The sequence below is a fragment of the Paraburkholderia sp. GV068 genome, from assembly GCF_003058125.1.
In the GTDB taxonomy this organism is placed as follows: domain Bacteria; phylum Pseudomonadota; class Gammaproteobacteria; order Burkholderiales; family Burkholderiaceae; genus Paraburkholderia; species Paraburkholderia graminis.
The window spans coordinates 26,369-49,195 of record NZ_QBUB01000011.1 but is presented as its reverse complement, the minus strand read 5'-3'; the positions used below and the strand labels follow the sequence as shown (position 1 = coordinate 49,195).

Below are 22,827 nucleotides of genomic sequence, written 5' to 3'. Positions count from 1 at the left end.
TCCATTCAGTGTTCTCCTCGCTGCGCTGCGCTTTGCGTTCGGTTAGACCGCGGCGCGTTGGCTAACTGTTATTCCCGCACTTGCGATGATTGCCTGCTCGACGAACCCTGCGGCGGCGAGGCAGCGTGCATCGTCTAACGGCCGGCCGATCACCTGCACGCCGATGGGCGCGCCGCGCGCGCCGCTGAGGCCCGGCACATTCACGCACGGACAACCGAGCAGCGTCCAGTTGCGATTGAACGCCGGGTCGCCGGTCGACGCAAGTCCGTCGGGCGCTTCGTCGGGCGCGCTCGGTGTGAGCAGCGCCGTGACGCCGTCGAACAGTTCGGCGAGCCTGGCTTTCGCGCGAGCCATCGACGCACACGCGTTCGCATACGCCGCGGCATCGACATTCGATGCGCGCGCGAGAAACGCAAACAGCACAGGCGACAGTTGCGCGCGATGACAATCGTACTCGAAGCCGAGCGTTTGCCACGCCTCATAGCTTTGAATCGTGTCGTGCGCGGCGATCAGTTCGGCCATCCATGAATCGAAGCGCAGCGGCCGAACGCGGCCGCCCGCGCGCTCGATCGCACGTATCGCTGTGTCGAGCACGTGGCTCGCATTCGCCGAAGGTTCGGTCCACGGATAAGTCTCGGGCACACCGAACACGGGCGGCTCCGCGTTTCGTTCGAGCGCGAGCGGACGTCCGCTTAAAACCTGCGCGAGATAGGCCACGTCGCGCACGCCCGCGGCAAAGAGGCCGACCGTATCGAACGACCACGAAAAGCATTTCATGCCGGCCGTCGGCAGCATGCCGAGCGTCGGCTTGAAACCGGCGACGCCGCAAAACGAAGCGGGCCGCATCGTCGAGCCGCCCGTCTGCGAGCCGATCGCGAACGGCGCGATGCCGGCGGCAACGGCTGCGGCCGAACCGGACGACGAACCGCCCGCCGTGCGGCCAGGGTCGCACGGATTGCGCGTGACGGTCGGCGCCATGTAAGCAAATTCGCTCGTCACGGTTTTGCCGACGAGCACCGCGCCGTTGCGCTTTAACAAGGTGACGATAGCCGCGTCCGACTTCGGCCGATGATCCGCGTAGATCGGCGAACCGTACGAAGTCACGAAGTCGTGCGTGTCGAAGATGTCCTTGACCACGACGGGCAGCCCGGCAAGCGGCCCTTGCGCGGCGGACGCGTTCGCGCGCGCAGTTTCGTGCGTGGCAACCGCGGTCATCGCGCGAACTTCGGCGTCGACTTGCTCGATGCGCGCGAGCGATTCGAGCACGGCACGGCTGCTGCGTTCATGCGGATTCTGCGCGCCGCGCTCAAGCAGCGCATAAGCGGATTGCGGTCGATAAAACGATTGGGCAAGAGTCATGGCGTGAGTGCAGAGGAGAGTCAAACGCGCAAATGTTCGTAGATCGATTCGGCTGCCGCATCGTCCTTCGCGTTGCCTTCGTCGACGATCTCGCCTTGCTTGAGCACCGCGTAGCGGTCGGCAACCTTGAGCGCGAACGGCACGTTCTGTTCGATCAGCAAAAGCGTCGTGCCATGACGGCTGCGCTCCCATAACAGCGCATCGGCCAGCCGGTCGATCACCGAAGGTTGCAGACCCTCGGTGATTTCATCGAGCAGGATGATCGACGGGCGCATCATCAGCGCGCGCGCCACCAGCAGCATCTTCTGCTCGCCGCCCGACAGCGTGCCCGCGTACTGGCGCAAGCGGCTGCCGAACACCGGAAAAATCGGCTCGATTTCGGCGAAGCGCTCGTCGAACACGGAGACGTTCACGAGCCCGAGCCGCAGGTTGTCGCGGATGCTGAGATCCTGAAACAGCGCATGTTCCTGCGGCGCGTAGGCAATGCCGGCCCGCGCGATGCGATGCGGCGGCAGCCGCGTGATGTCCTGTCCATGCACATGCACCGCGCCGCTTTGCTTCGGCAGATAACCCATGATCGTTTTGAGCAGCGTGGTCTTGCCCATGCCGTTCTTGCCGAGCAGCGCGACGGCTTCGCCATTCGCGACGCTGAACGACAGCTTGCGCAGCACGACCGACGCCTTGTATCCGCTTGTCACATCCTTCAGATTCAACGCGATCTGGCTCACGACGCCTCCCGTTGTGTCGCCGCGCCGGCGGCTGCATCGCCTTGCGCGGTGCCGGCATAAATGGTTCTGACGAGTTCCGAGTTGACCACTTCGTCGAAATTGCCTTGCATCACGATGCGCCCCTGATGCAGCACCACGATACGCGTGGCGATGCCCGCGACGAAATCCAGGTCGTGCTCGACCAGCAGGCAACACAGCTTGTACCGGTGAGCGAGCGTCGCAAGCACGTTGCCGATCTGCGTGCGCTCGGTTTTCGTGAGGCCCGCGGTCGGCTCGTCCAGCAGCACGATGCGCGGTTCGAGCGCGAGCACCATCGCGAGTTCGAGCGCCTGCTGTTCGCCGTGCGAGAGATCTTTCGCGACGGCGCCGAGCTTGCGCTCGAGGTTCGTCGCGCGAATCACTTCAAGCGCATACGGCGGCAATGCGAGCGTGGCCGAGCGCCGAACGAGCGACGGCCGCTCGATCAGCGTGCCCGCAATGCGCAGACATTGCGCGACGGTCAGCGTTTCGAAGATGTTGGCGTTCTGGAACTTGCGCCCGAGGCCAAAGCGCACGCAACGGTCGGGCGGCAATTGCCGGATATCGTTGCCGCACAACATGACCGTGCCGGCCGAGCGTTCCGCGCCGTCGCTCATGCAGCGCATCAGCGTCGTCTTGCCCGCGCCGTTCGGACCGATGAGCCCGACGAGTTCGCCCGCCTGCGCGTCGAGGTCGATGCCTTGCAGCACCTTCAGACTGCCGAAATGACGCGCGACGCCGCTCATGCGCAGCGCGGGCGCGGCGGCATGAAGCGCGTCGCCGTCGCGTACCGGCCGCTCGATCAGCTCCGGTTCGCGCGTCTCGCCCGCGAGATGGCGCAGCGGCTTGACGAGCAGCGGCACGAGACCTTGCGGCAACAACACGATCACCGCGACGAACGCGGCGCCCAAGATCAGTTGCCACGCGAACGGCATGATGCCGCTCAGATACGACGTGCCCACGTTGATCAGCAGCGCGCCGATCACCGGGCCCCATAACGTGCCTCGTCCGCCGAGCGCGACCCAGATGATCAGTTGCGTGCCGAGCACAAAGCCGGTCAGTTCGGGCGCGACCACGCCGCTGAACGAGCCATAGCCGAAACCGGCGAGTCCCGCGACCGCAGCAGTGGCGACGAGCAGCCCGATCTTCACGAGCGACGTGTTGATGCCGAGATACAGGCAGCGCGATTCGTTGTCGCGAATCGCCGCGAGCACGCGCCCGCCGTCGCTGCGCACGAAGACCCACGCGAGTCCCACGACGACCGCGAGCGCCGCGCCTGCGATCCAGTACCACGCTTCGAGCGAGAGATCGAAGGTCTGATAGCCGGTCAGCCCCGAGCTCGATCCGGTCCACTCGCCGCCGGAGAGCAGCAACTGACTCAGCACGATGGGCAGCACGAGCGACATGACCGTTGCGAAGAACGGCGAAGCGCCGCGATAGAACGACAGCCAGCCGAGCAGGGCGGCGACGCCGGCCGTCACGGCAAGCGTGGCCGCGAGCGCGAGCAGCACGTATGCCGTCGAAAAGCCGCCATGCGTGAACACCAGGCCGGCCGCATACGCGCCGAGTCCGAAGAAGGCCGACTGGCCGAACGTCAGATAGCCGGTGTAGCCCCACAAAATATCGACCGTCACCGCGACGATCGAGAAGAAGAACGCCTGAATCAGCACGTTCAGCAGATACGAGCCGAACAGGAACGGTCCCGCTGCGATCAACAGAATGCCGAGCACGCCGATCATCGCAAGACCGCGCAACGATTTTTGCTGCGTACCTAAGCGCTTGCTGCCCGGCGACGAGTCGCGCCCGGCATGATCCAGCGACGCGTTGACTTTAGCCATGAGAGAACCCCCGCGGACGGATGCGCAGCGTGAGCGCGGCCAGCACGGCGATGGTCAGCCCGCCGAGCACCGGGCTCACGAAGGTGCTGACGAGCACCTGGCAGGCGCCGAATACGAAGCAGGTGACGAGCAGGCTCAGCATCGAATGGCCCGACACCATCACGAGCATGAAGGCACTGACGAGCCACGGTAGACCCATGTCGGGATCGACGCTCGATAACGGCGTGATGAGCACGCCGGCGAGCGAACCGAAGGCCGCGCCGAGGCTGAAGGTGATAAAGCGGATACGTCCCGAGTGAATGCCGAGTCCGCGCGCGAGGTCTTCGTTCATGATGACCGCGCGTGTCTTCACGCCGAAGCGCGTGCCGGTCAGCAGCGCGGTCATGATCGCGCAGATGCCGAGCGCAACCGGAATCAGCACGAGGCGGTAGGCGGAATAGTCGGTGCCCGCAATCGACACCACGCCCTTGAGCGGCGTTTCGACGAACTGCACTTCGCGGCCGAACACCATCACGATGATCTGTCCGATCACGATGCCGAGGCCCCACGTCGCGAGAATCGCATCGAGCGGACGCTTATACAAGGGCCGCACGATGATCAGCTCGACCAGCATGCCGACCACGATGCCGACGACGATCGCAAGCGGCACGCCGAGCCACGGGTTGAGCTTCAATTGCGTGACGACGAAGCTCGCGTAAGCGCCCATCGTCAGCAATGCGCCGTGCGCGAAATTGACGATCTTCATCACGCCGAAGATCACCATCAGGCCGGCCGTCACGATGAACAGCACGGCTGTGGTGGTGAGAATGTCTAATGCGAGAACCATGGTTGTCTCCAGTCGCATCCGCACGGCGAGCCGCGCGCTCAGGCGGATGCCTTATTGCCGGTAGCGCCTACTTGATGTTCGGGCACTGCGCGCCCGGATCGACGTCCGGGAAAGTCTGCAGGATCTTCACCGAGCCGTCCGACTGGATCTGGCCGAGACGCATCGCGAGCGGTGTATGCCGGCTCTTGACCATTTCGATCTGACCGCGCGGTCCATCGAACGATACCTGATCGAGCGTCTTGATGACCTTGCCCGGATCGGCGGAACCGGCTTTTTCGACCGCGGCCTTGTAGAGGAAAAACGCCTCGTACTGCGGCTCGGAGAGTTCGTTCGGCGTCTTCATGTCCTTGCCGAAGCGCTTGTCCATCGACGCGAGAAACTTCTTGTTCGCCGAGGTATCGATACTCGTCAGATACGAGCCCGACATGTAGATGCCGGTCGCCACGTCGCCCATGCTTTTCGCCGTGCCTTCGTCGATGGCGAGGTTGCCGTACGGCAGCGTGAGGCCCGAGCCCTTCAACTGTTTCGCGAGCGCGACGTTGGGCGCACCGCCCGCGGTCGCGCTGATCAGCGCGTCGGGGTGCGCCGCGCGGATCTTCGAAAGAATCGGCGTCCAGTCGGTGCCGTCGGTCGGCAGATATTCCTCGCCGACGACCTTGCCGCCGTGCGCCTCGATGTACTTGCGCGTGAACTGCAGCATGCCGCGGCCGAACGCGTAGTCGTTGCCGACCAGATAGAACGTCTTCGCGCTCTTGGCTTTCGCGAAGTAGTCGACCACCGGCGCGACCTGCTGCTCGGGCACCCAGCCGTTCACATACATCCACGGATTGCACGAGCGGCCTTCGTAGAACGACGTGTAGATGAACGGCTTCTTGCCGCGCGCGACGATCGGCAGCGCGGCATTGCGCGCGGCGCTGGTTTCCATCGAGATGATTGCGTCGACGTTCTTCTGGAAGACGAGCGTGTCGTACGCCTTCTGCGCGCCGACCGCGCCGGATGCGTCGTCGGCGATCTCGAGTTGCACGGGCCGGCCGAGAATGCCGCCGGTTGCGTTGATTTCATCGACGGCGAGTTGCGACGCCTGCACCACTGCGGGCGCGACCACGCTGTTCGCGCCGGACAGTCCAACCGCGACGCCGATGCGGATCGGGTCCGCGGCGAACACGTTCGCGCAGGTTCCCGCGCCGGCCATTGCCGCGACCGCGGCAACCAGGAAGAGTTTAGTGAACGGTCTCATGATGTCCTTCGCAGTGGTGGTGAGTAGAGTAGGGGAGTTGCACGAATACGGCATGCTTCATGTCTGAAAAGAAGGCCAGCGCGCGCCCAGCATCGGGTCGTACACGTCCGCGCGGCGATCGCGCAGGACGTGATTGAAAGCGTTCAGCGTGCGCGCGGCGCGAGTGCGTTTGACGTCGATCGTCGCGTAGAGCACTTCTTCGCGGTCGACGCTCGCGGGCCCCGCGAGCGGCCAGCCGTCGCCGCCCACGATCAGGCTCTGACCGATGAACAGTTGCCCGCGCTCGGTGCCGATGCGGTTCGCGCACGCGATCGCCATGCCGTTGCTGTGCGCGGCGGCCATCGTGAGTGTCGCCGCCATCGCCGAGCGGTCGTCGGGCTGCGAGGGCATCGGCACCCAGTTGGTCGGCACGCATACGATGTCCGCGCCTTGCATCGCCGCGAGCCGGTAAGTCTCCGGAAACCAGCCGTCGTAGCAGATTGCAATCGCAATGCGCCCGAGCGGTGTGCCGAACACGGGCACGCCGCGATCGCCCGGCTCGAAGAAACGGTTTTCGTTATTCCACAGATGCAGCTTGCGATAAATGCCGATGTGGCCGGAAGGACCTGTGAAGAGCGCCGAGTTATAAAGACGCTTGCCCGCGCGTTCGGCGATGCCGGTGACGATATGAACGCCGAGGCGCTGCGCGGTCTCGGCGAAGAGCTGGGACGTCTCGCCATCGGGCAAGCCTTCGGCAAGCGAGAACGCCTCGTCGCGGTCCGCGAACACGTAACCGGTCGTCGCCAGTTCCGGCAATACGACGAGCGATGCGCCGTTACCCGCGGCGGTTTCCACATGCCGGATCAGCCGCGCCACGTTGGCGCGCTTCGCACCGATGTGCGGCTCCATCTGCACGCACGCGATGACGAGTTCCTCTGAGCCGGGCTTTGCGAGGTCGTAGTGCGACATTGCTGTTTTCGTCTCCCAAAACAAAAAGCCCCCTGACCAGCGTTGAAAACGCAAGGTTAGGGGGCTGCATAGCCTTCCATGTGTAGCACGGCAACGTTGCCGTGTGCCGCCACAAGATTCATGGCGACAGACTGGAAACGAATTTATGAAATCAAATTTCCCATGTCAAGCACTTAGGACGGTTATAGGGAAAGCACTTGTTTTGCTGCTTGCCGGTCGCCGTTTGCCATGCCGGCTTTACAGCAACTCCTGGTAGTACGGCGAATTCGGCGGCAGTGTCCCGCCCTGACGCCGCACGAACTGCTGCACGCCATGAGTCGCCGACGCCAGCGCGCCGCTCGCGAAGCCGCCCTCGAACGTCAGCTCCTCGCCGATCGCGATTGCACCGTCGCTCATGCGCAGCAGCGCGGCATACAGCGTGCGCGTGTTGTCGAGCTGGTCCGGTCCGTCCATCTTGAACGCGCCCCACTGATGACGCTCGAGGCCCCAGTGCGTATACGCAATGCCCTCGCGGCTCTGCTCGACGACGTCGGCGAGATCCGCGAGCTTCTTATGCGACGGATTCTCCGGATCGCGCGAGGCCACGTTTCGAAGCGTCTGGATAAACAGGTCCATCTGTTCGCGGCCCGTCATGCCGGCGACCTTCGTCGAATTGTCGCCGAGCGTATAGCTCGGATAGACCACGGCGCCGCCATCGCGGGCAGGCACCACGTACGACTGCTGAAATAGTTCGTCCGCCTGAACGTTGCCCGGCAGTTGGCGGTCTTCCAGCAGATCCGCGGCGATCTTCACGGCCATCTTGGTGGCGGGCACCACGCGAGCGTCCTTGACGGCAGCGGCGAAATCGTCCGGCAGCAGCGGCTCCGAACCTTCCTGCGGACCGGTCAGGCCAAGACGCACGGCCTCGCGCGGACCGCCGGCAAAAAATAGTTCGTCGTACTCGGCGGTTTTCGTTTCCTTGCTCGTCTTGTCGAGCCACGTCACCTGGTACTTTCCGTCCACTTTCTTGATGCTCGTAACTTCGGCGTTGAGCTGGATCGCGTTCTGCTCGGCAAGCGAAACGGCTCCTTCGGGCAAGTCGTCGCTATCTTCGATCACCTTGTAGAGCGGGGCATCGGCGCCGTCGACGAGTGCGACGTGATCCTCCAGACGCTCGTCCGCGAGAAAACGGAATTCCTCCAGAAAGCCCGTGCTGAAGTAGCCCGAATAGCCGCCGACACCGATGCCCGTCGCGCCGAACGTGCGCCATTCGTCCTTGTTCCAGGTGATGCCTTTTTCCTTCAGCAGCTCTTTGAGGCCGGACTGGAACGTGTGGCTGTCGAATTTCTGCTTGGCGTCGTCGCACAGCTCGCGAAAGCGCGCGGTATCGCCTGCGTCGCGGGCTTCGCGGATAGGCGCGAGCAGCGGCTCGGTCATCGAACGCATGACGTCTTCCGCGACCTTGCGCATCGTCGCGTTCTCCGGCGCCTCGCCGGGCTGCGCTTCATACACTTTGCCGCCGATAAGATACGACGTCTGCACCGAACTCGAATTCGGAAACGGCACATGCTCCAGGCCGTAGTGTTCGGCGAGGCTCCAGTAGAAGTTGCCGCGCGTCGTGTGAAAGCGCATGCCGCCCGGATGATAGGGCGTGGGGTCGTCTTCCCAGCGTCCCGACGCAATCCGTCCGCCGATGTGATCCGCCTGTTCGAGCACGACCGGCTTCACGCCGATGCGGTTCAACGCGTCCGCCGCCATGATGCCGGCCGGGCCCGCACCGACCACGCAGACCTTGAGGTTCTCCGCGACGCCTTCTGGCAGCATGCCCACCTGGCGGTTGTTGTCCCACCAGAAACCGGTGTAGTCGTACATGTGATCGAGCGGCATGGTCATGCGCAGATCGGTGAAGCGGTCCTTCAGAAGCGCTTTGAGATCGGCGTCGTCGCCTGCGGCTTGCATCGGCATGTCGAGCTTCTGACGCGCCTCCGGCGTGCACGAATTGAGCAGCCGTGCGGCGGTTTCGGGCTTCATGAAGACGGCCGAATGCTCGAGCCAGTCGCGAACCGGCGTGCGCGGCAGATCGTTCGAAGCCTGGCGCGCCGTATCGCCGAGAAGGTCCGCTTGCCGCGTGCCGAGCGCTTCGAGCACGTCGCCTTGCTCGGCTTCGCAGAGCGCGTGCCATTGCAGCGTCGTCTCTAAGTGCAGTTGCTCGCGCTTCGGTCCTTCCTCCATGCTGGCGAGCAGCGTCAGATTTTTACTGACCGCGGGGCCAAGCTTGTTGCGATCGCGCGGCCAGTCGCCCACCGGCTCCTTGAAATAACGTCCGACCGTCTGCGGCGTCAGCCGCGGCAGCGCGCGTCCGAGCATCGAAAGCGAGCCATCGCGAGCGAGCGCGCCGCAGTTCTCCGGCGTCAGATAGTCGCGCATGGAGATCCTGGCGGGCCATTCTTTACTCTGCGCCGGCGCGGCTGTGTCGGTCTTCGATGCCGGCAGCGCCTGGCGCGGGCGTGCCGACGGCGCGGGCTCGCCGGAACCTTCGGGGCCTCGCGCTCTGGCAGTCGGAAGGCTGGGCGAGAGCGGTTGCGGTGTAGCCGACGGCGTGGCCGGCTCCTCGGCGGGAATTCCGCCGGGCGGCGGCAGGTGCGGGTTGTGGCCGGATGCGGAGGAACCTGGTTCGATCTGAGGCATGTCGTATTTCCCTGGTTGAGTTGTCTCGATGTCGTGACCGCGTGAACCGGATCGCTGTGCAGCGAGTGCGAGTGCTAGTGCGGGCACGGGCCGCCGGCGGCGTGCAATGGATGAAGGGCGAGCGGCAATGCATGCAGTGCGTCGAGGCGATAGAGCCGGTCAGCCGGATTCGGCGGCCGATGAGCGGTCGGCTTGCTGATCGCTTGCTAGTCGTCTGGTGCCTGCTTACTGCCGCTCATCGCGCGTCTGCGAGCACTTGGCAGCCGCACACACGCCGGCGACGGCAGCGTCGCTGCGCGAACGTTGATGCCGCTAGGAAAGGTACTATCGCGCGCGCCGTCCGCCCGCAGCGAAGCGAATCGCGTGACGGAGAAACGAACAGGGAAGGGAGAGTTGTCAGCGCTTGCAATGCGGGGCGATGCGCCAGAACGTATTAGTCATTCCGACGATGAGCGCATTAAACGCAACGCCAAAGGCTTGCGTGATCCAGGCCGCGACAAGATCAGCGTGGCGTTTCAGAGTGTCGGACTATTGCCGCGTCAGACGATGTTCGACACTACGGCATATGCGCTGAGTTGCAGGGCGAGAGTGAGCCGCAGGTCTATGCGACGAATCGCCCATAGGCCATATCCGCGATACACGCTCACGCTTTTTGCGTTTCACCCGGCAGCGCGAAATCGAACTGCGCGGCGAGCGCGATGCCATACGCGAAGAGGCGATGATCGCCGCCGAGCGCAGCCGTCGCCCGGGCTGCCGAGGTCAGCAACAGATTGCACGCGGCTCGCATCTTGTCGCTGGCGCCAAGGCGATCTTTCGGACCCGACAACGTCAACGCGCCCGCGAGTTCGCTGTTCGGCCCGAAGACCGGAACCGAAACGGCGGCCGTGTCGGGGTCGCGCTCGCCGTAGGACAACGCCCACAATCTTTCGCGCACCGCATCGTGAGTGGCTCGGGACGGCTTTGAAAATGCGATGAGTATTTTCCCCGACGCGCCGCGATCGATCGGAAAACGCTCGCCTTCACGAATCGACACGCGCACCGAACGCGGCGGCTCGACGCGATGCAAGACCACGCGATATTCGCCCTGCCTGACGTAAAACGACGACGTCTCGCCCGAATCGTCCGAAAGCTGCCGCAATACCGGCTCGATCACCTCGCGGATGTGAAACGACTCCTGGAATATTTGCGCCAGCCGAAGCGGCTCGGGGCCGATCGAATAGTTACCGTCAAGCCTTCGGATAAAGCCGCCGCGTTCGAGCGAGCTCAGTAATCGAAGAATCGTGCTTTTGTAGAAGCCCGTTCGCCGGGCAATTTCGGCGAGCGAAAGCGCGCGTTCGCCCGGCTGGAACACGCCGAGAATGGCGAAGGCCCGGTCTAGTGCTGCTACGCCACCTTTGTCTGCATCGTCCGCTTGCATCTGGAATACCGTTCTGTTGTGCAGACCATCGTAGGGGTTCGCCGAAGATGCGTCAACTTACGTCGGGCGTAACCCATACAAGGGTAAACACTGTCCACGTCGTTCTGCATAGAAGAACGATATTCTATAAAGCGGACACGGCGAACGGGTTTACCCGCTTGATGCGCAATCACCACGCTCTTATAGTTTTGTTTAACAGAACACCATTCTGTATAGCAGAACGATAAGGAGCATCTCTTGAATACGCCTCTCCCTTTACCGGTGATGATCAGTGAAGTCGGTCCGCGCGACGGCCTTCAGAGCATCCGAACCGTCATGCCCACCGACGCGAAGCTGCGCTGGATCTCCGCGCTCGCCGCAGCCGGGCTCAAGGAAATCGAAGTCGGCTCGTTCGTGCCCGCGAAGTTGCTGCCGCAAATGGCCGACATCCGCGAGGTCGTCGCGCACGCGCTGACGATCCCAGGACTGAACGTCGCGGTCCTCGCGCCGAACCTGCGCGGATGCCAGGCGGCATTCGAATCGGGCGTCCATAAAGTGACGTTGCCGGTGTCGGTGACGAACGAGCACTCGCTGGCCAACATCCGCAAGACGACCGATCAGATGATCGAAGAGGTCCGGCAGATCGTCGCGTTGCGAGACGCCGAATTTCCCGGCATTGCAATCGAAGCCGGTGTGTCGGTTGCGTTTGGCTGCACGATTGCCGGCGCGGTCAGCGACGACCAGACGATGCGCATGTGTGCCGCGATGGCGGCATGCGGCGTCGACGAAATCGGCCTGTCCGACACCAGCGGCTATGCGAATCCGGCCCAGGTTCGGCGTCTCTTTCGCCGCCTGCAAACCGAGTTCGGCAGCAAGGCGGGCGGCGCGCATTTTCACAACACGCGCGGCCAGGGTCTCGCCAATGTGGTCGCGGCACTCGAAGTGGGCGTCACGACCATCGACTCGAGTCAGGCAGGTCTGGGCGGATGCCCCTATGCGCCAGGCGCGACCGGCAACATCGTCACTGAAGACCTTGCGTTCCTCCTCGAAGCGATGGGATACGACACCGGCATCGACATCGATGCGCTCGTTGCCGCGCGCTCGATCCTGGCCGAAGCGCTCCCCGGCGAAGCCTTGTACGGACACGTGCAGGACGCCGGCTTGCCCAAGGGATTCACGTACGCCGACGGTCGCAGCCCAAGCGCCGTCCAGCCCGAAGCTTGCCTCAAAGGAGCCGCGCAATGAGCGATGCCAACAACAACCCATCGCTGCCCTATAGCGGCGTGCGCGTGGTCGAGATGACCCACATGGTGATGGGCCCGACGTGCGGCATGGTGCTCGCGGACCTGGGTGCGGAGGTCATCAAGGTCGAGCCGATCGCCGGCGACAGCACGCGCGCGCTCCGCGGTTCGGGTGCGGGCTTCTTCAGCACCTTCAACCGCAACAAGAAAAGCATTGCCGTCGACGTCAAAGATCCGCGCGGGCTCGAAATCGTGCACAAGCTGCTGGGCGGCGCGGACATCTTCAGCGAGAACTTCAAGAGCGGAACGATGGACAAGCTCGGGCTCGGCTACGCCGCGCTGTCGAAGCTGAACCCGCGCCTCATCTATGTCTCGCACAAGGGCTTTTTGCCGGGGCCTTACGACCACCGCACGGCACTGGACGAAGTCGTGCAGATGATGGGCGGCCTCGCGTACATGACCGGGCCCGAAGGCCGGCCGCTGCGCGCCGGCACGAGCGTGAACGACATCATGGGCGGCATGTTCGGCGCGATCGGCGCGATGGCCGCGCTCGCGCAGCGCGAACGCACGGGGCAGGGCCAGGAAGTGCAGAGTGCGCTCTTCGAGAACAACGTGTTTCTCGTCGCGCAGCACATGATGCAGTTCGCGGTGACCGGCAAAGCCGCCGCGCCGATGCCGAATCGCCTGTCCGCGTGGGCCGTGTACGACGTGTTCTCCGTGAAGGATGGCGAACAGATTTTCCTCGCCGTGGTATCGGACACGCAGTGGGCGCTTTTCTGCGATGCGTTCGGTCTGCACGAGCTCAAAGCGGACGAACGGATCGCGACCAACAACCAGCGGGTTCAGGCGCGCGACTGGTTGTTGCCCCGGCTGCGCACGCACATGGAGGCGTTCAGCGCGGCGGAAATCAGCCGGATTTTCGACCGGATCGGCTTGCCCTATGCGCCGATCACGAAGCCCCAGGACCTGTTCGACGATCCGCATCTTCTCGCGACCGGCGGACTCGCCGACGTGACCTTGCCGCCCGACGCAAGCGGTGCGGGACAGCCGGTTACCACGCGAACGGCGTTGTTGCCGCTGACGCTTGCCGGCGAGCGGCTGCGCCTGCGCGCCGCGCCGCCGGCGCTTGGACAGAACACGCAGGCGCTGCTGTCGGAGCTTGGCTATACGGCTGAGCACGTCAGGCAATTGACCGAGGCCGGCGTTGTCCGCTGTCAGGAGTGGCAGGCCGGCGATCGCATCAGCCCATCTGCAAACGAGCTTGCCAGTGCCTGAAGCGGTTAGTGGTGAAAACCGCAAGCGCCGCAACCGCAAGAGTTAAAACCGCCAACGCATCAAACCGCCTCGCCGCGCCCATTCTCGCAGCGGCCCGGCGAAGTCATGGAGACGACGATGACCTCAATTTCCCCCGGCATGGCTGCCGGCAGCGTGAACGACAGTTCGCTCGAACAGCAGGCGGTGCGCAAGGCGGCGTGGCGCTTTATTCCGCTGCTCGCGCTCGCGTACTTCTTCAATTATCTCGACCGTACGAGCGTCGGCTTCGCCGCTCTGACGATGAACAAGGAACTCGGGCTCACGGCGACGCAGTTCGGCTGGGGCGCCGGCATCATGTTCGCGGGATATTGCATCTTCGAAGTCCCGAGCAACCTCGCGCTGTATCGCTTCGGCGCGCGACGCTGGCTCGCGCGGATCATGATCACGTGGGGCTTGATGGCCGCCGCCACCTCGGCCGCGGTCGGGCCCAACAGCTTCTACGCGATCCGGCTGCTGCTCGGCATCGGCGAAGCGGGCTTCTTTCCCGGCGTGATCTTTTTTCTGGCTGTGTGGTTTCCCGCTCAATACCGCACTCGCGTGCTCGCGTGGTTCACCGTGTCGACGCCGCTTTCATCGCTGATCGGCGCGCCGCTGTCGACCTGGCTTCTGCAACTCGACGGCGTGCTGGGTCTGGCCGGTTGGCGCTGGATGTTCATCATCGAAGGATTGCCCGCGTGCGTGCTCGGCTTCCTCGTGCTTAAGATGCTCGCGGATCGGCCGGCCGACGCGAAATGGTTGTCGCCGATAGAACGCGAAGCGCTGCAGGGTGCGTTCGATCGCGAAGCATCGTCGGGACGCAAGGAAAAGCACTTCGGCGCGGCGCTGAAGGACGTGCGCGTCTACATCCTCGCGATGATCTCGTTCGGCTTCACGATGGGCTCGTACGGCATCGGCATCTGGCTGCCGCAGATGCTCAAGGGACACGGCATGAGCGTGACGCAGACCGGCTGGCTCTCCGCGGTGCCTTACTTCTTTGCCACGATAGCGCTGCTGTGGTGGGCGAAACGCGTCGATCGCCGGGGCGGAGCGATTGCGAATCTCGCGGCGGGCCTCTTGATCGGCGCGGTGGCGCTCGGCGTATCGACGCACTTTCATCAACTCGGCCCGGCGCTGCTCGGCGTGACGCTGGCGCTCATCGGCACGATTGCCGGACGAACCATTTTCTACACACTGCCGGCCCGCTTTCTGTCGGGACAGGCAGCCGCGGGCGGCCTTGCGCTGATCAATTCGATCGGCGCATTGGGCGGCTTCGCCGGCCCGTATCTCGTCGGCTATCTGAAGGACAGTTTCGGCACGTTCACGGCGGGGATGATGGGGCTTGCCATCGTGCTCGGCATCACGACGCTGCTGACGCTGTCGCTCTACGCATTCAATCGCGACCAATAAAAATGACCATGAACACAATCCGTTCACGAGGAAGACGCAACTTTCTCAGCGCTGCCGCGACATCGGTTGCGGCTTGCGCCATCGCACCCACGCATGCGTTCGCCACAGAGGACACGCACAGCATGAAGACCACCAGCAACTATCTGCCGGTTCGCCCGGAATGGCTCGCGTCGGCCACCGAAGCCGCCATCGAGCCGGAGATGCCGATCATCGACGCGCATCATCACTTCTACGAGCGTCCCGGCTGGATTTATCTGCTCGACGACTATCTCGCCGATGCACGCTCGGGGCATAACATCACGGCGTCCGTCTTCATGCAGGGACTGACGCGCTATCGTCAGAGCGGCCCCGAAGAGCTGCGCCCGGTGGGGGAAACGGAGTATGTCGCGAACGCCGTTGCCGCGTTGCCCGCCGGTTCGCCGCAGGTCGCAAAGGGCATTGTCGGTTACGCGGATCTTCGTCGCGGCGCGGCCGTGCAAAGCGTGCTCGACGCGCATATCGAGGCGGGCAAAGGGCGCTTTCGGGGCGTTCGGCACCTCGTGACGTGGGACGCCGATCAAACCCTGGTCAATCCGCTGTCCGCGGTTCCGCGCGGTCTGCTGCTCGATTCGAGCTATCGCGAAGGCGTCGCGCAACTGGCCGCACGCGGTCTTTCATACGATGCGTGGCTGTTCTTTCCGCAACTCCCCGAGTTGTTCGATCTCGCGAAGACATACCCCGACATGCCGATCATCATCAATCATTGCGGCGGGGTCGTGCGCATTGCGAGCTACGCGGACAAGCGCAAAGAGGTTTTCGACAACTGGTCGCGCTCGATGCGTCAACTGGCGCAACTGCCGAACGTCTATGTGAAGGTCGGCGGCCTTGGAATGCGGATCAACGGCTTCGACTTCGAGAAGGGCGAGCGTCCGCCGTCGTCGGTAGAACTGGCCGACGCCTGGAAACCGTGGATGCATACCTGCATCGAGGCGTTCGGTGTGAACCGCTGCATGTTCGAAAGCAATTTCCCCGTCGACAAAGGCTCGTATCCGTATAGCAACGGCTGGAATGCGTTCAAGCGCCTCACTGCGCATGCAAGCGCCGACGAACGCGCGGCACTGTTTCGCGGCACAGTCTCGCGCGTTTATCGGCTTGCTTGACGACGGTCTTTCGAACTCGTTTACTACCGACGCCGGGCGAGAAGCGCAGCCGCGCCACCCGGCGCATCGCGATGCCAAAGCTATTTATTGTCGCGACGCGCCTTGCGCCGCTCGGCGAACCGTTCGAAGGTCTGGACGACTTGCATGCAAACGGTAAGCACAAGAAAGATGCACAGCACGCGTACAACGGAGAACGCGTGCTTGATCCTCAGGGCCATCGGAATCGCTGTCAACGCCGTACTCCATAGAAAAAGCAAAGCGTACACGATCAAAACGACAGGACGACGGTCACAGCTTCGTTGTAGAACGTTCACCGCCTGTTACGGCCATGCCTGCCAGGAGCAGGCGTTGCGCTGCGCGTCCCGGATCTTCCGACACAAGCATACGCTGCTCTCTTCGCCCCTGGCCGCCCGTTTGTAGAAGCGCTCCGGCGGTCTATCCGCTGTGAATGAACCATGCTTATATCCATTTCAGCCGCTTCACTGCGAATCAATGGGTGGGACCCAGAATAAATCGAAAAATCCCCACCAAGTAATAATATTATCTGAAAGTCACTCTTACCGCTCCTTCGAAAACGCCATTTGCAAAACTTACCGCGCGATGTGTCCTTCCGCACGGAGCGATAACTTTTAGACTTTTATCGTCACGCAGGGTTTTGCGCATTGCATTTTTCGGCATTTAAAAGATGCGGCGAGCCTGATTTTCCTTTTTGTTCCATCGCGGTTTGCGAAATCCGCGTTTGCAGAAGCAGTAGCCTTCCTTGTTTGCTTGTTGATCGACAGGCATCAATCCGAAAAAAGCTAAGTCTCGCGTTAATTAGCAACTCGAATTGCGTGTTCGCGTTAACTGGTATTAATCCATTGTATTGCTTCGCGTATTGCGGCCTGAACGCTGTTCGCTACGGGCAAAAAAGAACGCGGCGCCCTGAAATCGATTACCTGGCGACGCTTCACGCATGACTTCCAGTTGCGCAGATTAATTTTCGCATTTTGCGTTTTAAAACGGACGCAGGCTCCAGGACACCCGGTTAATTGGCGCATATCTGGACGGCGAGCAGGGCGAATAAGTTGGCAAATCGTTAATTGGCGTGGGAGCCCCATGAGAATCGTTCACGTTACCGAGGCATTCGGAGGAGGCGTTCTGTCGATGCTCACGGAGCTCTGCAACCGCGCGGCGTCAGTCGGCGCGCATGTCACGGTGCTTTACTCGACACGACCTGAAACGCCCAGGAATTTCATCGAACTGTTCCACCCCAAGGTCGACCTCGTGCACGTGTCCATGTGCAGGGACGTGCATGTTCGCAAGGATTGGTCGAGCGTGTGGGAACTGGCGAGACACATGCGGCGCGTCGACCCGACGGTGATTCATCTTCACTCGTCGAAGGCCGGCGTATTAGGGCGCGCGGCCGCCAAAATTGCGACGCAGAACGCGAAGGTTCTCTATTCGCCGCACGGTCTTGCATTCTTGCGTCGCGACGTTTCTCGCACGAAGCAGCTTGCGTATCTGATGTTCGAGCGTATGGCCGACCTGATGGGCGGAACGGTGGTCGCGTGTTCGCCGGGAGAGCTGCGCGAAATCGAAGAGAAGGTGCGAGTGAAGGACGCGGAACTGATAGAGAACGGCGTCGACATTAGCAGCATCCCATTGCGCCGAATTCGCGACGACGGAGATGTGGTCATCGGAATGAATGGCCGCGCGTCGTTCCAGAAACATCACGAGCTCTTTATCTCTCTTGCGAACACATTGCACGACTCGACCACGCGCTTTGTGTGGATCGGCGGCAATCGAGAAGAGGTGCCCGATGCGAGTCAGGCGTCGGCGCTTACATGCAGTGGCTGGCTAACTCGTTCGCGCGCGCTGGCGTTGATGTCCGAACTCGACATCTACGTGCAGACCTCGCGCTGGGAAGGCATGCCCGTGGCGCTCATCGAAGCGCAGGTCGCGGGCATCCCCGCGGTCGTGACGGACGTGGTCGGCAATCGCGACGTGGTCGTTCACGGCGTGACGGGATTCGTCGGGTCCGACGAAGAGATGCCGGGTTACGTGGAGCAGCTCCGCGGCAATCGGCAACTGAGAGAAAAGATGGGCGCGGCCGCAAGAGAACTCGCGGTCGCCAAATTTTCGATGGACATCATCTTTCACAGATGGCTGAGCACTTACGAGTCCACCACGGAAAAACGCAGCAAGGAAGTCATGGACACCCATTCGATCGGACCTTGCGATATCCAGCCTAACCCGGACAAGTCAGTGTAGTTCCGGCATTCGATCCGATCGACTAGTTGAGCGCACCAACGATTCAGAGAGACCCACTGTGTACAAAATTTTCTTGCTGCATCCGGGGCGGGCCAATTATCCCGAGCTTTTGGCATACCAGGACTACTACGCTGCACGCGGTGTCGATGTACTCGCCGGAACCCTGACCGACTACAAGGCATTGGAGAACAAGGCAGACTTTCTGGTGTGGGCAATCATGGGGTTCTATCCGAAGCAACTGGCGTCGGACTTCGTCATTCACGACTACCGGTCGCTGTCCGTCGGCGGCTCGGCGGGACTAAAAGACATCGCAAAGCGCTATCTGAACGCGCGGCCCAATTTGCGGATCTTCCAGAACACGCGGCAGCAGAACATCATGAAGTTCAATGACGACGTGCCGTCAGTGATACTTCCAATGGGCGTTCCGAAATGGATCTTCGAGGTGCCGCAACAAGCGCCCGATGCCGAAGATATCGCCGACTTCTGCTATATCGGCGACATGAGCTTCGAGCGGGGATTCCATCTCGTCATTGACGCGTTCCTTGAGAACTTCCGCGAAAGCGATGTTTCGCTATTGCTCGTAGGCAAGCCCGAGCCGCGTCTTCACGAGCGATACGCCGGCAAGCGCGGGTTGGTGTTCGCGGGCCCGTTGCCGCAGCGCGAGGCGCTTGCACTTGTCGCGAAGTCGTCGATTGCGGTGTCGTACTTTCCGTACCACCGTCCGCATTGTTATCAGACGCCAACCAAGTTGCTCGAGTATGCGGCGCTCGGAAAGAAGATCTTGTGCAATGACTCGCCGTCGAACGTCGCGTGTTGCGAGGATTTGCGCATCAACAGCATCATCACCGGCTCCTCCATCTTCGCCGGCATGACGATCGCCACCATGAAAACGGCGAAGCCCAATGAAAGGGCGAACTTCACGCAGCTTGCGTGGGACAGCGTGATCGAGAAGTCGAACATCAATAGCTATATTTCGCAAAAACTAAACTTGAGCCAATAAGAGTAACGCCGTCAGAGACAGAGAGTTCGTCGATCACCTGGGTGCCGGGTGTGAGAAACGGAGGTAGGACAAAGTGAAACTGTTTATTTTGCATACGGGCAAGGCGAACTATCCCGAGGTCGCCGCATACACCGAGTACTTCCAGAAGAACGGCTATCTTGTCGACTCGGGGACGATGGCCGAATACAGAAAGATCTCCGACCCGCAGAACTATGTGCTCTGGTGCATCATGGGGTTCTATCCACGCAGACTGCCGTCGCGCTACGTGATTCACGACTATCGCTCGCTGTCGGTGGGTAGCTACATTGAGCTGAAAGACACTGCGAAGAAGCTACTGCAGCCGCGTCCGGATCTCCGGATTTTTCAGAACGAATCGATGCAGAAGGTCATGAACTTCGACGACAGTGTGGAAACCATCCTGTTGCCGATGGGCGTGCCTGACTGGATCTTCTCGTGCAGGGGAACCCGCAACGGGTCGCTGCCCGCAGGAACCTTTTGCTATATGGGTGAAATTACGCGGGAGCGGGGCGTCGATGAATTCCTCGCGGGTTTCGCCTCGGCGCGGCGCGGTTCTGAAACCCTGGTGCTTGTGGGTGCCGTGGAAAAGGAAATTGCCGACGCTTATCATGGCGCGCCCGGCCTGATATTCACGGGAAAACTGCCGCAGCGCGACGCGCTCGATGTCGTGAAGAACTGCGAGTACGCCATTTCCACGATTCCTTACTCGCGCCCGTACAACGTGCAGACGCCGACGAAGCTCCTCGAGTATGCCGCGTTAGGCAAAAGGATCATTTGCAACGATTCGCCGTCGAACCTCACGGCCGCTGCCGAATTCGGAATACTGTGCAAGGTAACGGGGCGCGACATCTTTGCAGGAATCGGTCACCTGTCGGATGAGACCGTGCCAGCGAACGACCCTTCCGGTCTCACTCACTTGCGGTGGAATAACGTGATCGCCTCGTCGGGAATAGACCGCTGCCTGAACGCGGCGCTGCGCGTTCATTGAGTGTCGTGCGATCGCGGTTATCCGCGCGCCGGCTGGCCGGAATGCGAGCGGGCGCTCCGGATCATAGAGGAGCGAGGCGCTTCCGACTCCCGCTCCGAACGCGATGAAAGCAGCAGATAGAGCATAAGCGGTGAGATCGGCGATAGGTGGCGGAGAAACGATCCATAGTCCGGTTCGAAGATCGCCTGAGTCGCAAGAAAGCTGACGATAAAACAGAAGCACAGCTTCCCGAAACGATCGGGCGCCGCCACCGCGCGTCTTCCCTGATACCGCGAGAACATCAACGCCAGCGTAAAAAACGTGCATATTCCGCCGATGGTCTGCGTCGCCACACCCGAGAGAATCAGCGGTAATGGCAGCAGGAATGTCCCGAGAATGAGCATGGCGTTCGTCACGTCCGAGACTATATTGCCACCCGGAATGATCTGTACGATAAGCGATCCCACCTCGTTCGGATATCTCGACTCGTTGACCATTTGGCGTGCGAAGTCCAGCGTTTCGCCGTATTGAATGCGGAAGTTGACGGCCACGCACGCGAACAGGACGACAGCCACGAACGCAAGAGACAGCGGCTTGCGCAGCACGGCGGGCCCGAAGTAGAGCAATAGCGCCGGCGCCAATGTAATCGCCCAGTAGGTACGAAAGAAAACGGCGATCAGCGCGACGCAAGCGGTGAATATGACAACGATGAACCGCGAGTCCTTGCACTGCAGAATCACGAGAACCGCCAGCGAGATCACGATCTCCTTCGACGGCATGCCGATGTAAACCGTTTGTGCAACGAGCCAGAAGCAGGCGAGCAGGAACTCCGTGCCGGTCAGGGACGTCACGCCCGAACGCCAGATCGCGAGCACCAGTCCGACGGTGGACGCGAAGAATCCGATCAGGGATATTCCCGCCGTACCCGCGCCGAGCCACCGCAAAGTCCATGCGAGGTTGTCGAAGGAGTCGCCGAACGCTTCGAAGCGGCTAACCGTCACCATGCGTTCGAGGATAACCTGCTCGTCGAGCAGGAACTTGGCCGGCAGCACCGTTTCATGCGCGACGGCAACGAAGCAAAGAAGCGCGAGCAGCAGCACCCAGATTGTCGCCGACACACCGGGACTCGCGCTCGGCCCGATCAGCCCAGGTACTTTGACAATGCGCACGTTCATCCCCTTAGATTGCGACTGAATCCCGCGGCTTGATGCTCATGCCGCCTTTCGCCACGTTCACCGAATAGTAGATTCCGATGCATGCCACCAGCGTTCCCATAAAACTGAGAAGCAGCACAACGGACATGAAGTCGAGCCTGAAGAAGCTTTTGAAAGAGAAAATGACGAAAATGCTGGCGGCGCTCATCAGTTGAATCATCAGATCGAACTTCTGCTGCCTGAAGACGATAAAAACCTGTGCAAGCGAACCGAACACGGCCATTGTCAGGAAGTACGGCGAAAACAGCAGGTAGACTTCCATCGACTGCTGCCACAAATCTCCCATCTTGAAGTTGATGATGAGCGCGAGACCGAGATAGCCGGCGGCAATGAGCACCACGCTCAACGGCATCAAAACCAGCGAGAACGATGTCGCCGGATTTCTGCCGCTGCGCACGTCCGCTCCTCTTTCCACCAGATCGATCAGGTCCCGGCGAAATACAGCCCCGAGACTCTGCGACAGAAGCGACGCGGGGAAATAGCCGACGCGATAGGCGAGAGCAAACACGCCCGCGTCGTGCGGGGCGAAAGCGAGCGGCATCAGGATCGCGATTGAGTAGATCACGACCGAATTAAGCGACGTTGTCGGCAGAGAGAACTTGGCGTAATCCAATTGCAGCCGGGAGAACTTCAGGCACTCCGACGAAAGCATCGGTCGGGAAGCAAAAAGATAGCCGACCAATGGGACGACGGCCGAAGCAAAAAACACGAAGCTATATACCGCGAAGATATCCGGGCCGCTCCACGGGTGTCTCGCTGCCATCATCAGTGCAATAAATGCGACCGCGAATGCAACATTGGGAAATGCACGCTGCACGGCAATGCTCAGGTACTTGCGCTCGCTCGCCAGTGCGGAAGACAGTGCCTGCTGCAGGAATACGCCGGTCGCGAGCACCACGACGGTCAAGTACTTCTGCTGGCCAGTGACCACCGCGACGGCGGCGAGCAGCAGAGCGATTGCCGTCGCAACGCAGCTCGAACTCACCAGCGCCTGAACGGCGAGCTTCTTATCCGCTGCCATGCAGGCCACTTCGAGCCGCAAGCCCAGCACAGAACCGGCGAACAGGCCAATCGCATTCAACTGACTGAAGTAACCGAGCTCGCTCGGCCCGCAGAACTTGCCGATCAGGATGACCGCAATGAAGTTCGCGGCCTGGCTAAGGACAACGCCCGCGATACTAACCACCGAATGCTTTACATTGACGATCATCTTCTATTTGGAGTTCGGTTTGGGCAAAGCCGTCCGGGTCATGCCGCATCGGCCGAAAAGGCTTTTTG

The 22,827-nt window shown here is 61.8% G+C and carries 17 protein-coding genes; 7 read left to right on the top strand and 10 right to left on the bottom strand.

What is annotated here, in order from left to right:
* Positions 1 to 42: 42 nt before the first annotated feature.
* From C8K18_RS21690 to C8K18_RS21655, 8 genes are all read right to left on the bottom strand, one after another.
* The gene (locus tag C8K18_RS21690; RefSeq protein ID WP_107709736.1) at positions 43 to 1,359 is read right to left on the bottom strand and encodes an amidase; all 1,317 of its coding nucleotides are present in this window, start codon (positions 1,357 to 1,359) and stop codon (positions 43 to 45) included.
* A 20-nt stretch (positions 1,360 to 1,379) separates the two neighbouring features.
* Positions 1,380 to 2,087, bottom strand: a complete 708-nt coding sequence (locus C8K18_RS21685) for an ABC transporter ATP-binding protein (protein WP_053860668.1) — start codon at positions 2,085 to 2,087, stop codon at positions 1,380 to 1,382.
* On the bottom strand, positions 2,084 to 3,943 hold the full coding sequence (locus C8K18_RS21680) for an ATP-binding cassette domain-containing protein (RefSeq protein WP_006047145.1): 1,860 nt from the start codon (positions 3,941 to 3,943) through the stop codon (positions 2,084 to 2,086). The genes C8K18_RS21685 and C8K18_RS21680 overlap by 4 nt, the downstream gene beginning before the upstream one ends.
* Entirely contained in the window at positions 3,936 to 4,769 is an 834-nt protein-coding gene (locus tag C8K18_RS21675; protein WP_006047146.1) for a branched-chain amino acid ABC transporter permease, read from the bottom strand. The genes C8K18_RS21680 and C8K18_RS21675 overlap by 8 nt, the downstream gene beginning before the upstream one ends.
* A 67-nt stretch (positions 4,770 to 4,836) precedes the next feature.
* Positions 4,837 to 6,006 carry a substrate-binding protein gene (locus C8K18_RS21670; RefSeq protein ID WP_107709734.1) on the bottom strand — a complete coding sequence of 390 codons (1,170 nt, stop codon included), beginning with the start codon at positions 6,004 to 6,006 and terminating at the stop codon, positions 4,837 to 4,839.
* Between the two features lie 57 nt (positions 6,007 to 6,063).
* A complete protein-coding gene (locus C8K18_RS21665) occupies positions 6,064 to 6,954 on the bottom strand; it encodes a nitrilase family protein (protein ID WP_006047148.1) in 891 nt (296 codons plus the stop codon).
* A 237-nt stretch (positions 6,955 to 7,191) separates the two neighbouring features.
* Positions 7,192 to 9,621 carry an FAD-dependent oxidoreductase gene (locus C8K18_RS21660; RefSeq protein ID WP_107709732.1) on the bottom strand — a complete coding sequence of 810 codons (2,430 nt, stop codon included), beginning with the start codon at positions 9,619 to 9,621 and terminating at the stop codon, positions 7,192 to 7,194.
* Between the two features lie 643 nt (positions 9,622 to 10,264).
* Positions 10,265 to 11,038 carry an IclR family transcriptional regulator gene (locus tag C8K18_RS21655; protein WP_006047150.1) on the bottom strand — a complete coding sequence of 258 codons (774 nt, stop codon included), beginning with the start codon at positions 11,036 to 11,038 and terminating at the stop codon, positions 10,265 to 10,267.
* Between the two features lie 264 nt (positions 11,039 to 11,302).
* Here C8K18_RS21655 and C8K18_RS21650 point away from each other — a divergent pair, with 264 nt between their 5' ends.
* The 7 genes from C8K18_RS21650 (at position 11,303) to C8K18_RS21615 (ending at position 20,356) form a co-directional block, all read left to right on the top strand.
* On the top strand, positions 11,303 to 12,262 hold the full coding sequence (locus tag C8K18_RS21650; RefSeq protein ID WP_107709730.1) for a hydroxymethylglutaryl-CoA lyase: 960 nt from the start codon (positions 11,303 to 11,305) through the stop codon (positions 12,260 to 12,262).
* The gene (locus C8K18_RS21645; protein WP_107709728.1) at positions 12,259 to 13,533 is read left to right on the top strand and encodes a CaiB/BaiF CoA-transferase family protein; all 1,275 of its coding nucleotides are present in this window, start codon (positions 12,259 to 12,261) and stop codon (positions 13,531 to 13,533) included. Before C8K18_RS21650 ends, C8K18_RS21645 begins: the two co-directional genes overlap by 4 nt.
* A gap of 117 nt (positions 13,534 to 13,650) precedes the next feature.
* Positions 13,651 to 14,958: an MFS transporter gene (locus C8K18_RS21640; protein WP_029970685.1), complete on the top strand. Its 1,308-nt coding sequence runs from the start codon at positions 13,651 to 13,653 to the stop codon at positions 14,956 to 14,958.
* An 8-nt stretch (positions 14,959 to 14,966) separates the two neighbouring features.
* On the top strand, positions 14,967 to 16,097 hold the full coding sequence (locus tag C8K18_RS21635) for an amidohydrolase (RefSeq protein WP_171799893.1): 1,131 nt from the start codon (positions 14,967 to 14,969) through the stop codon (positions 16,095 to 16,097).
* A gap of 1,098 nt (positions 16,098 to 17,195) precedes the next feature.
* Positions 17,196 to 18,350 carry a glycosyltransferase gene (locus C8K18_RS21625; protein WP_165919843.1) on the top strand — a complete coding sequence of 385 codons (1,155 nt, stop codon included), beginning with the start codon at positions 17,196 to 17,198 and terminating at the stop codon, positions 18,348 to 18,350.
* A gap of 58 nt (positions 18,351 to 18,408) precedes the next feature.
* Complete coding sequence (locus C8K18_RS21620; RefSeq protein WP_107709724.1) at positions 18,409 to 19,350, top strand: glycosyltransferase; 942 nt, start codon at positions 18,409 to 18,411, stop codon at positions 19,348 to 19,350.
* 73 nt (positions 19,351 to 19,423) lie between these two features.
* Entirely contained in the window at positions 19,424 to 20,356 is a 933-nt protein-coding gene (locus tag C8K18_RS21615; RefSeq protein WP_107709722.1) for a glycosyltransferase, read from the top strand.
* Positions 20,357 to 20,373: 17 nt separating this feature from the next.
* Here the strand turns inward: C8K18_RS21615 and C8K18_RS21610 are convergent, their stop codons facing one another.
* Positions 20,374 to 21,510: a hypothetical protein gene (locus C8K18_RS21610; RefSeq protein ID WP_216649091.1), complete on the bottom strand. Its 1,137-nt coding sequence runs from the start codon at positions 21,508 to 21,510 to the stop codon at positions 20,374 to 20,376.
* Between the two features lie 4 nt (positions 21,511 to 21,514).
* A complete protein-coding gene (locus tag C8K18_RS21605; protein WP_232292222.1) occupies positions 21,515 to 22,600 on the bottom strand; it encodes a hypothetical protein in 1,086 nt (361 codons plus the stop codon).
* Positions 22,601 to 22,827: the final 227 nt, after the last annotated feature.

Excerpts from the sequence above, each read along its gene's own strand:
- C8K18_RS21645 (WP_107709728.1), top strand. The coding sequence starts at position 12,259 with ATGAGCGATGCCAACAACAACCCATCGCTGCCCTATAGCGGCGTGCGC.
- C8K18_RS21670 (WP_107709734.1), bottom strand. The coding sequence starts at position 6,006 with ATGAGACCGTTCACTAAACTCTTCCTGGTTGCCGCGGTCGCGGCAATG.
- C8K18_RS21690 (WP_107709736.1), bottom strand. The coding sequence starts at position 1,359 with ATGACTCTTGCCCAATCGTTTTATCGACCGCAATCCGCTTATGCGCTG.
- C8K18_RS21635 (WP_171799893.1), top strand. The coding sequence starts at position 14,967 with ATGAACACAATCCGTTCACGAGGAAGACGCAACTTTCTCAGCGCTGCC.
- C8K18_RS21655 (WP_006047150.1), bottom strand. The coding sequence starts at position 11,038 with ATGCAAGCGGACGATGCAGACAAAGGTGGCGTAGCAGCACTAGACCGG.
- C8K18_RS21625 (WP_165919843.1), top strand. The coding sequence starts at position 17,196 with ATGAGAATCGTTCACGTTACCGAGGCATTCGGAGGAGGCGTTCTGTCG.
- C8K18_RS21660 (WP_107709732.1), bottom strand. The coding sequence starts at position 9,621 with ATGCCTCAGATCGAACCAGGTTCCTCCGCATCCGGCCACAACCCGCAC.
- C8K18_RS21640 (WP_029970685.1), top strand. The coding sequence starts at position 13,651 with ATGACCTCAATTTCCCCCGGCATGGCTGCCGGCAGCGTGAACGACAGT.
- C8K18_RS21610 (WP_216649091.1), bottom strand. The coding sequence starts at position 21,510 with ATGAACGTGCGCATTGTCAAAGTACCTGGGCTGATCGGGCCGAGCGCG.
- C8K18_RS21680 (WP_006047145.1), bottom strand. The coding sequence starts at position 3,943 with ATGGCTAAAGTCAACGCGTCGCTGGATCATGCCGGGCGCGACTCGTCG.
- C8K18_RS21650 (WP_107709730.1), top strand. The coding sequence starts at position 11,303 with ATGATCAGTGAAGTCGGTCCGCGCGACGGCCTTCAGAGCATCCGAACC.
- C8K18_RS21665 (WP_006047148.1), bottom strand. The coding sequence starts at position 6,954 with ATGTCGCACTACGACCTCGCAAAGCCCGGCTCAGAGGAACTCGTCATC.
- C8K18_RS21675 (WP_006047146.1), bottom strand. The coding sequence starts at position 4,769 with ATGGTTCTCGCATTAGACATTCTCACCACCACAGCCGTGCTGTTCATC.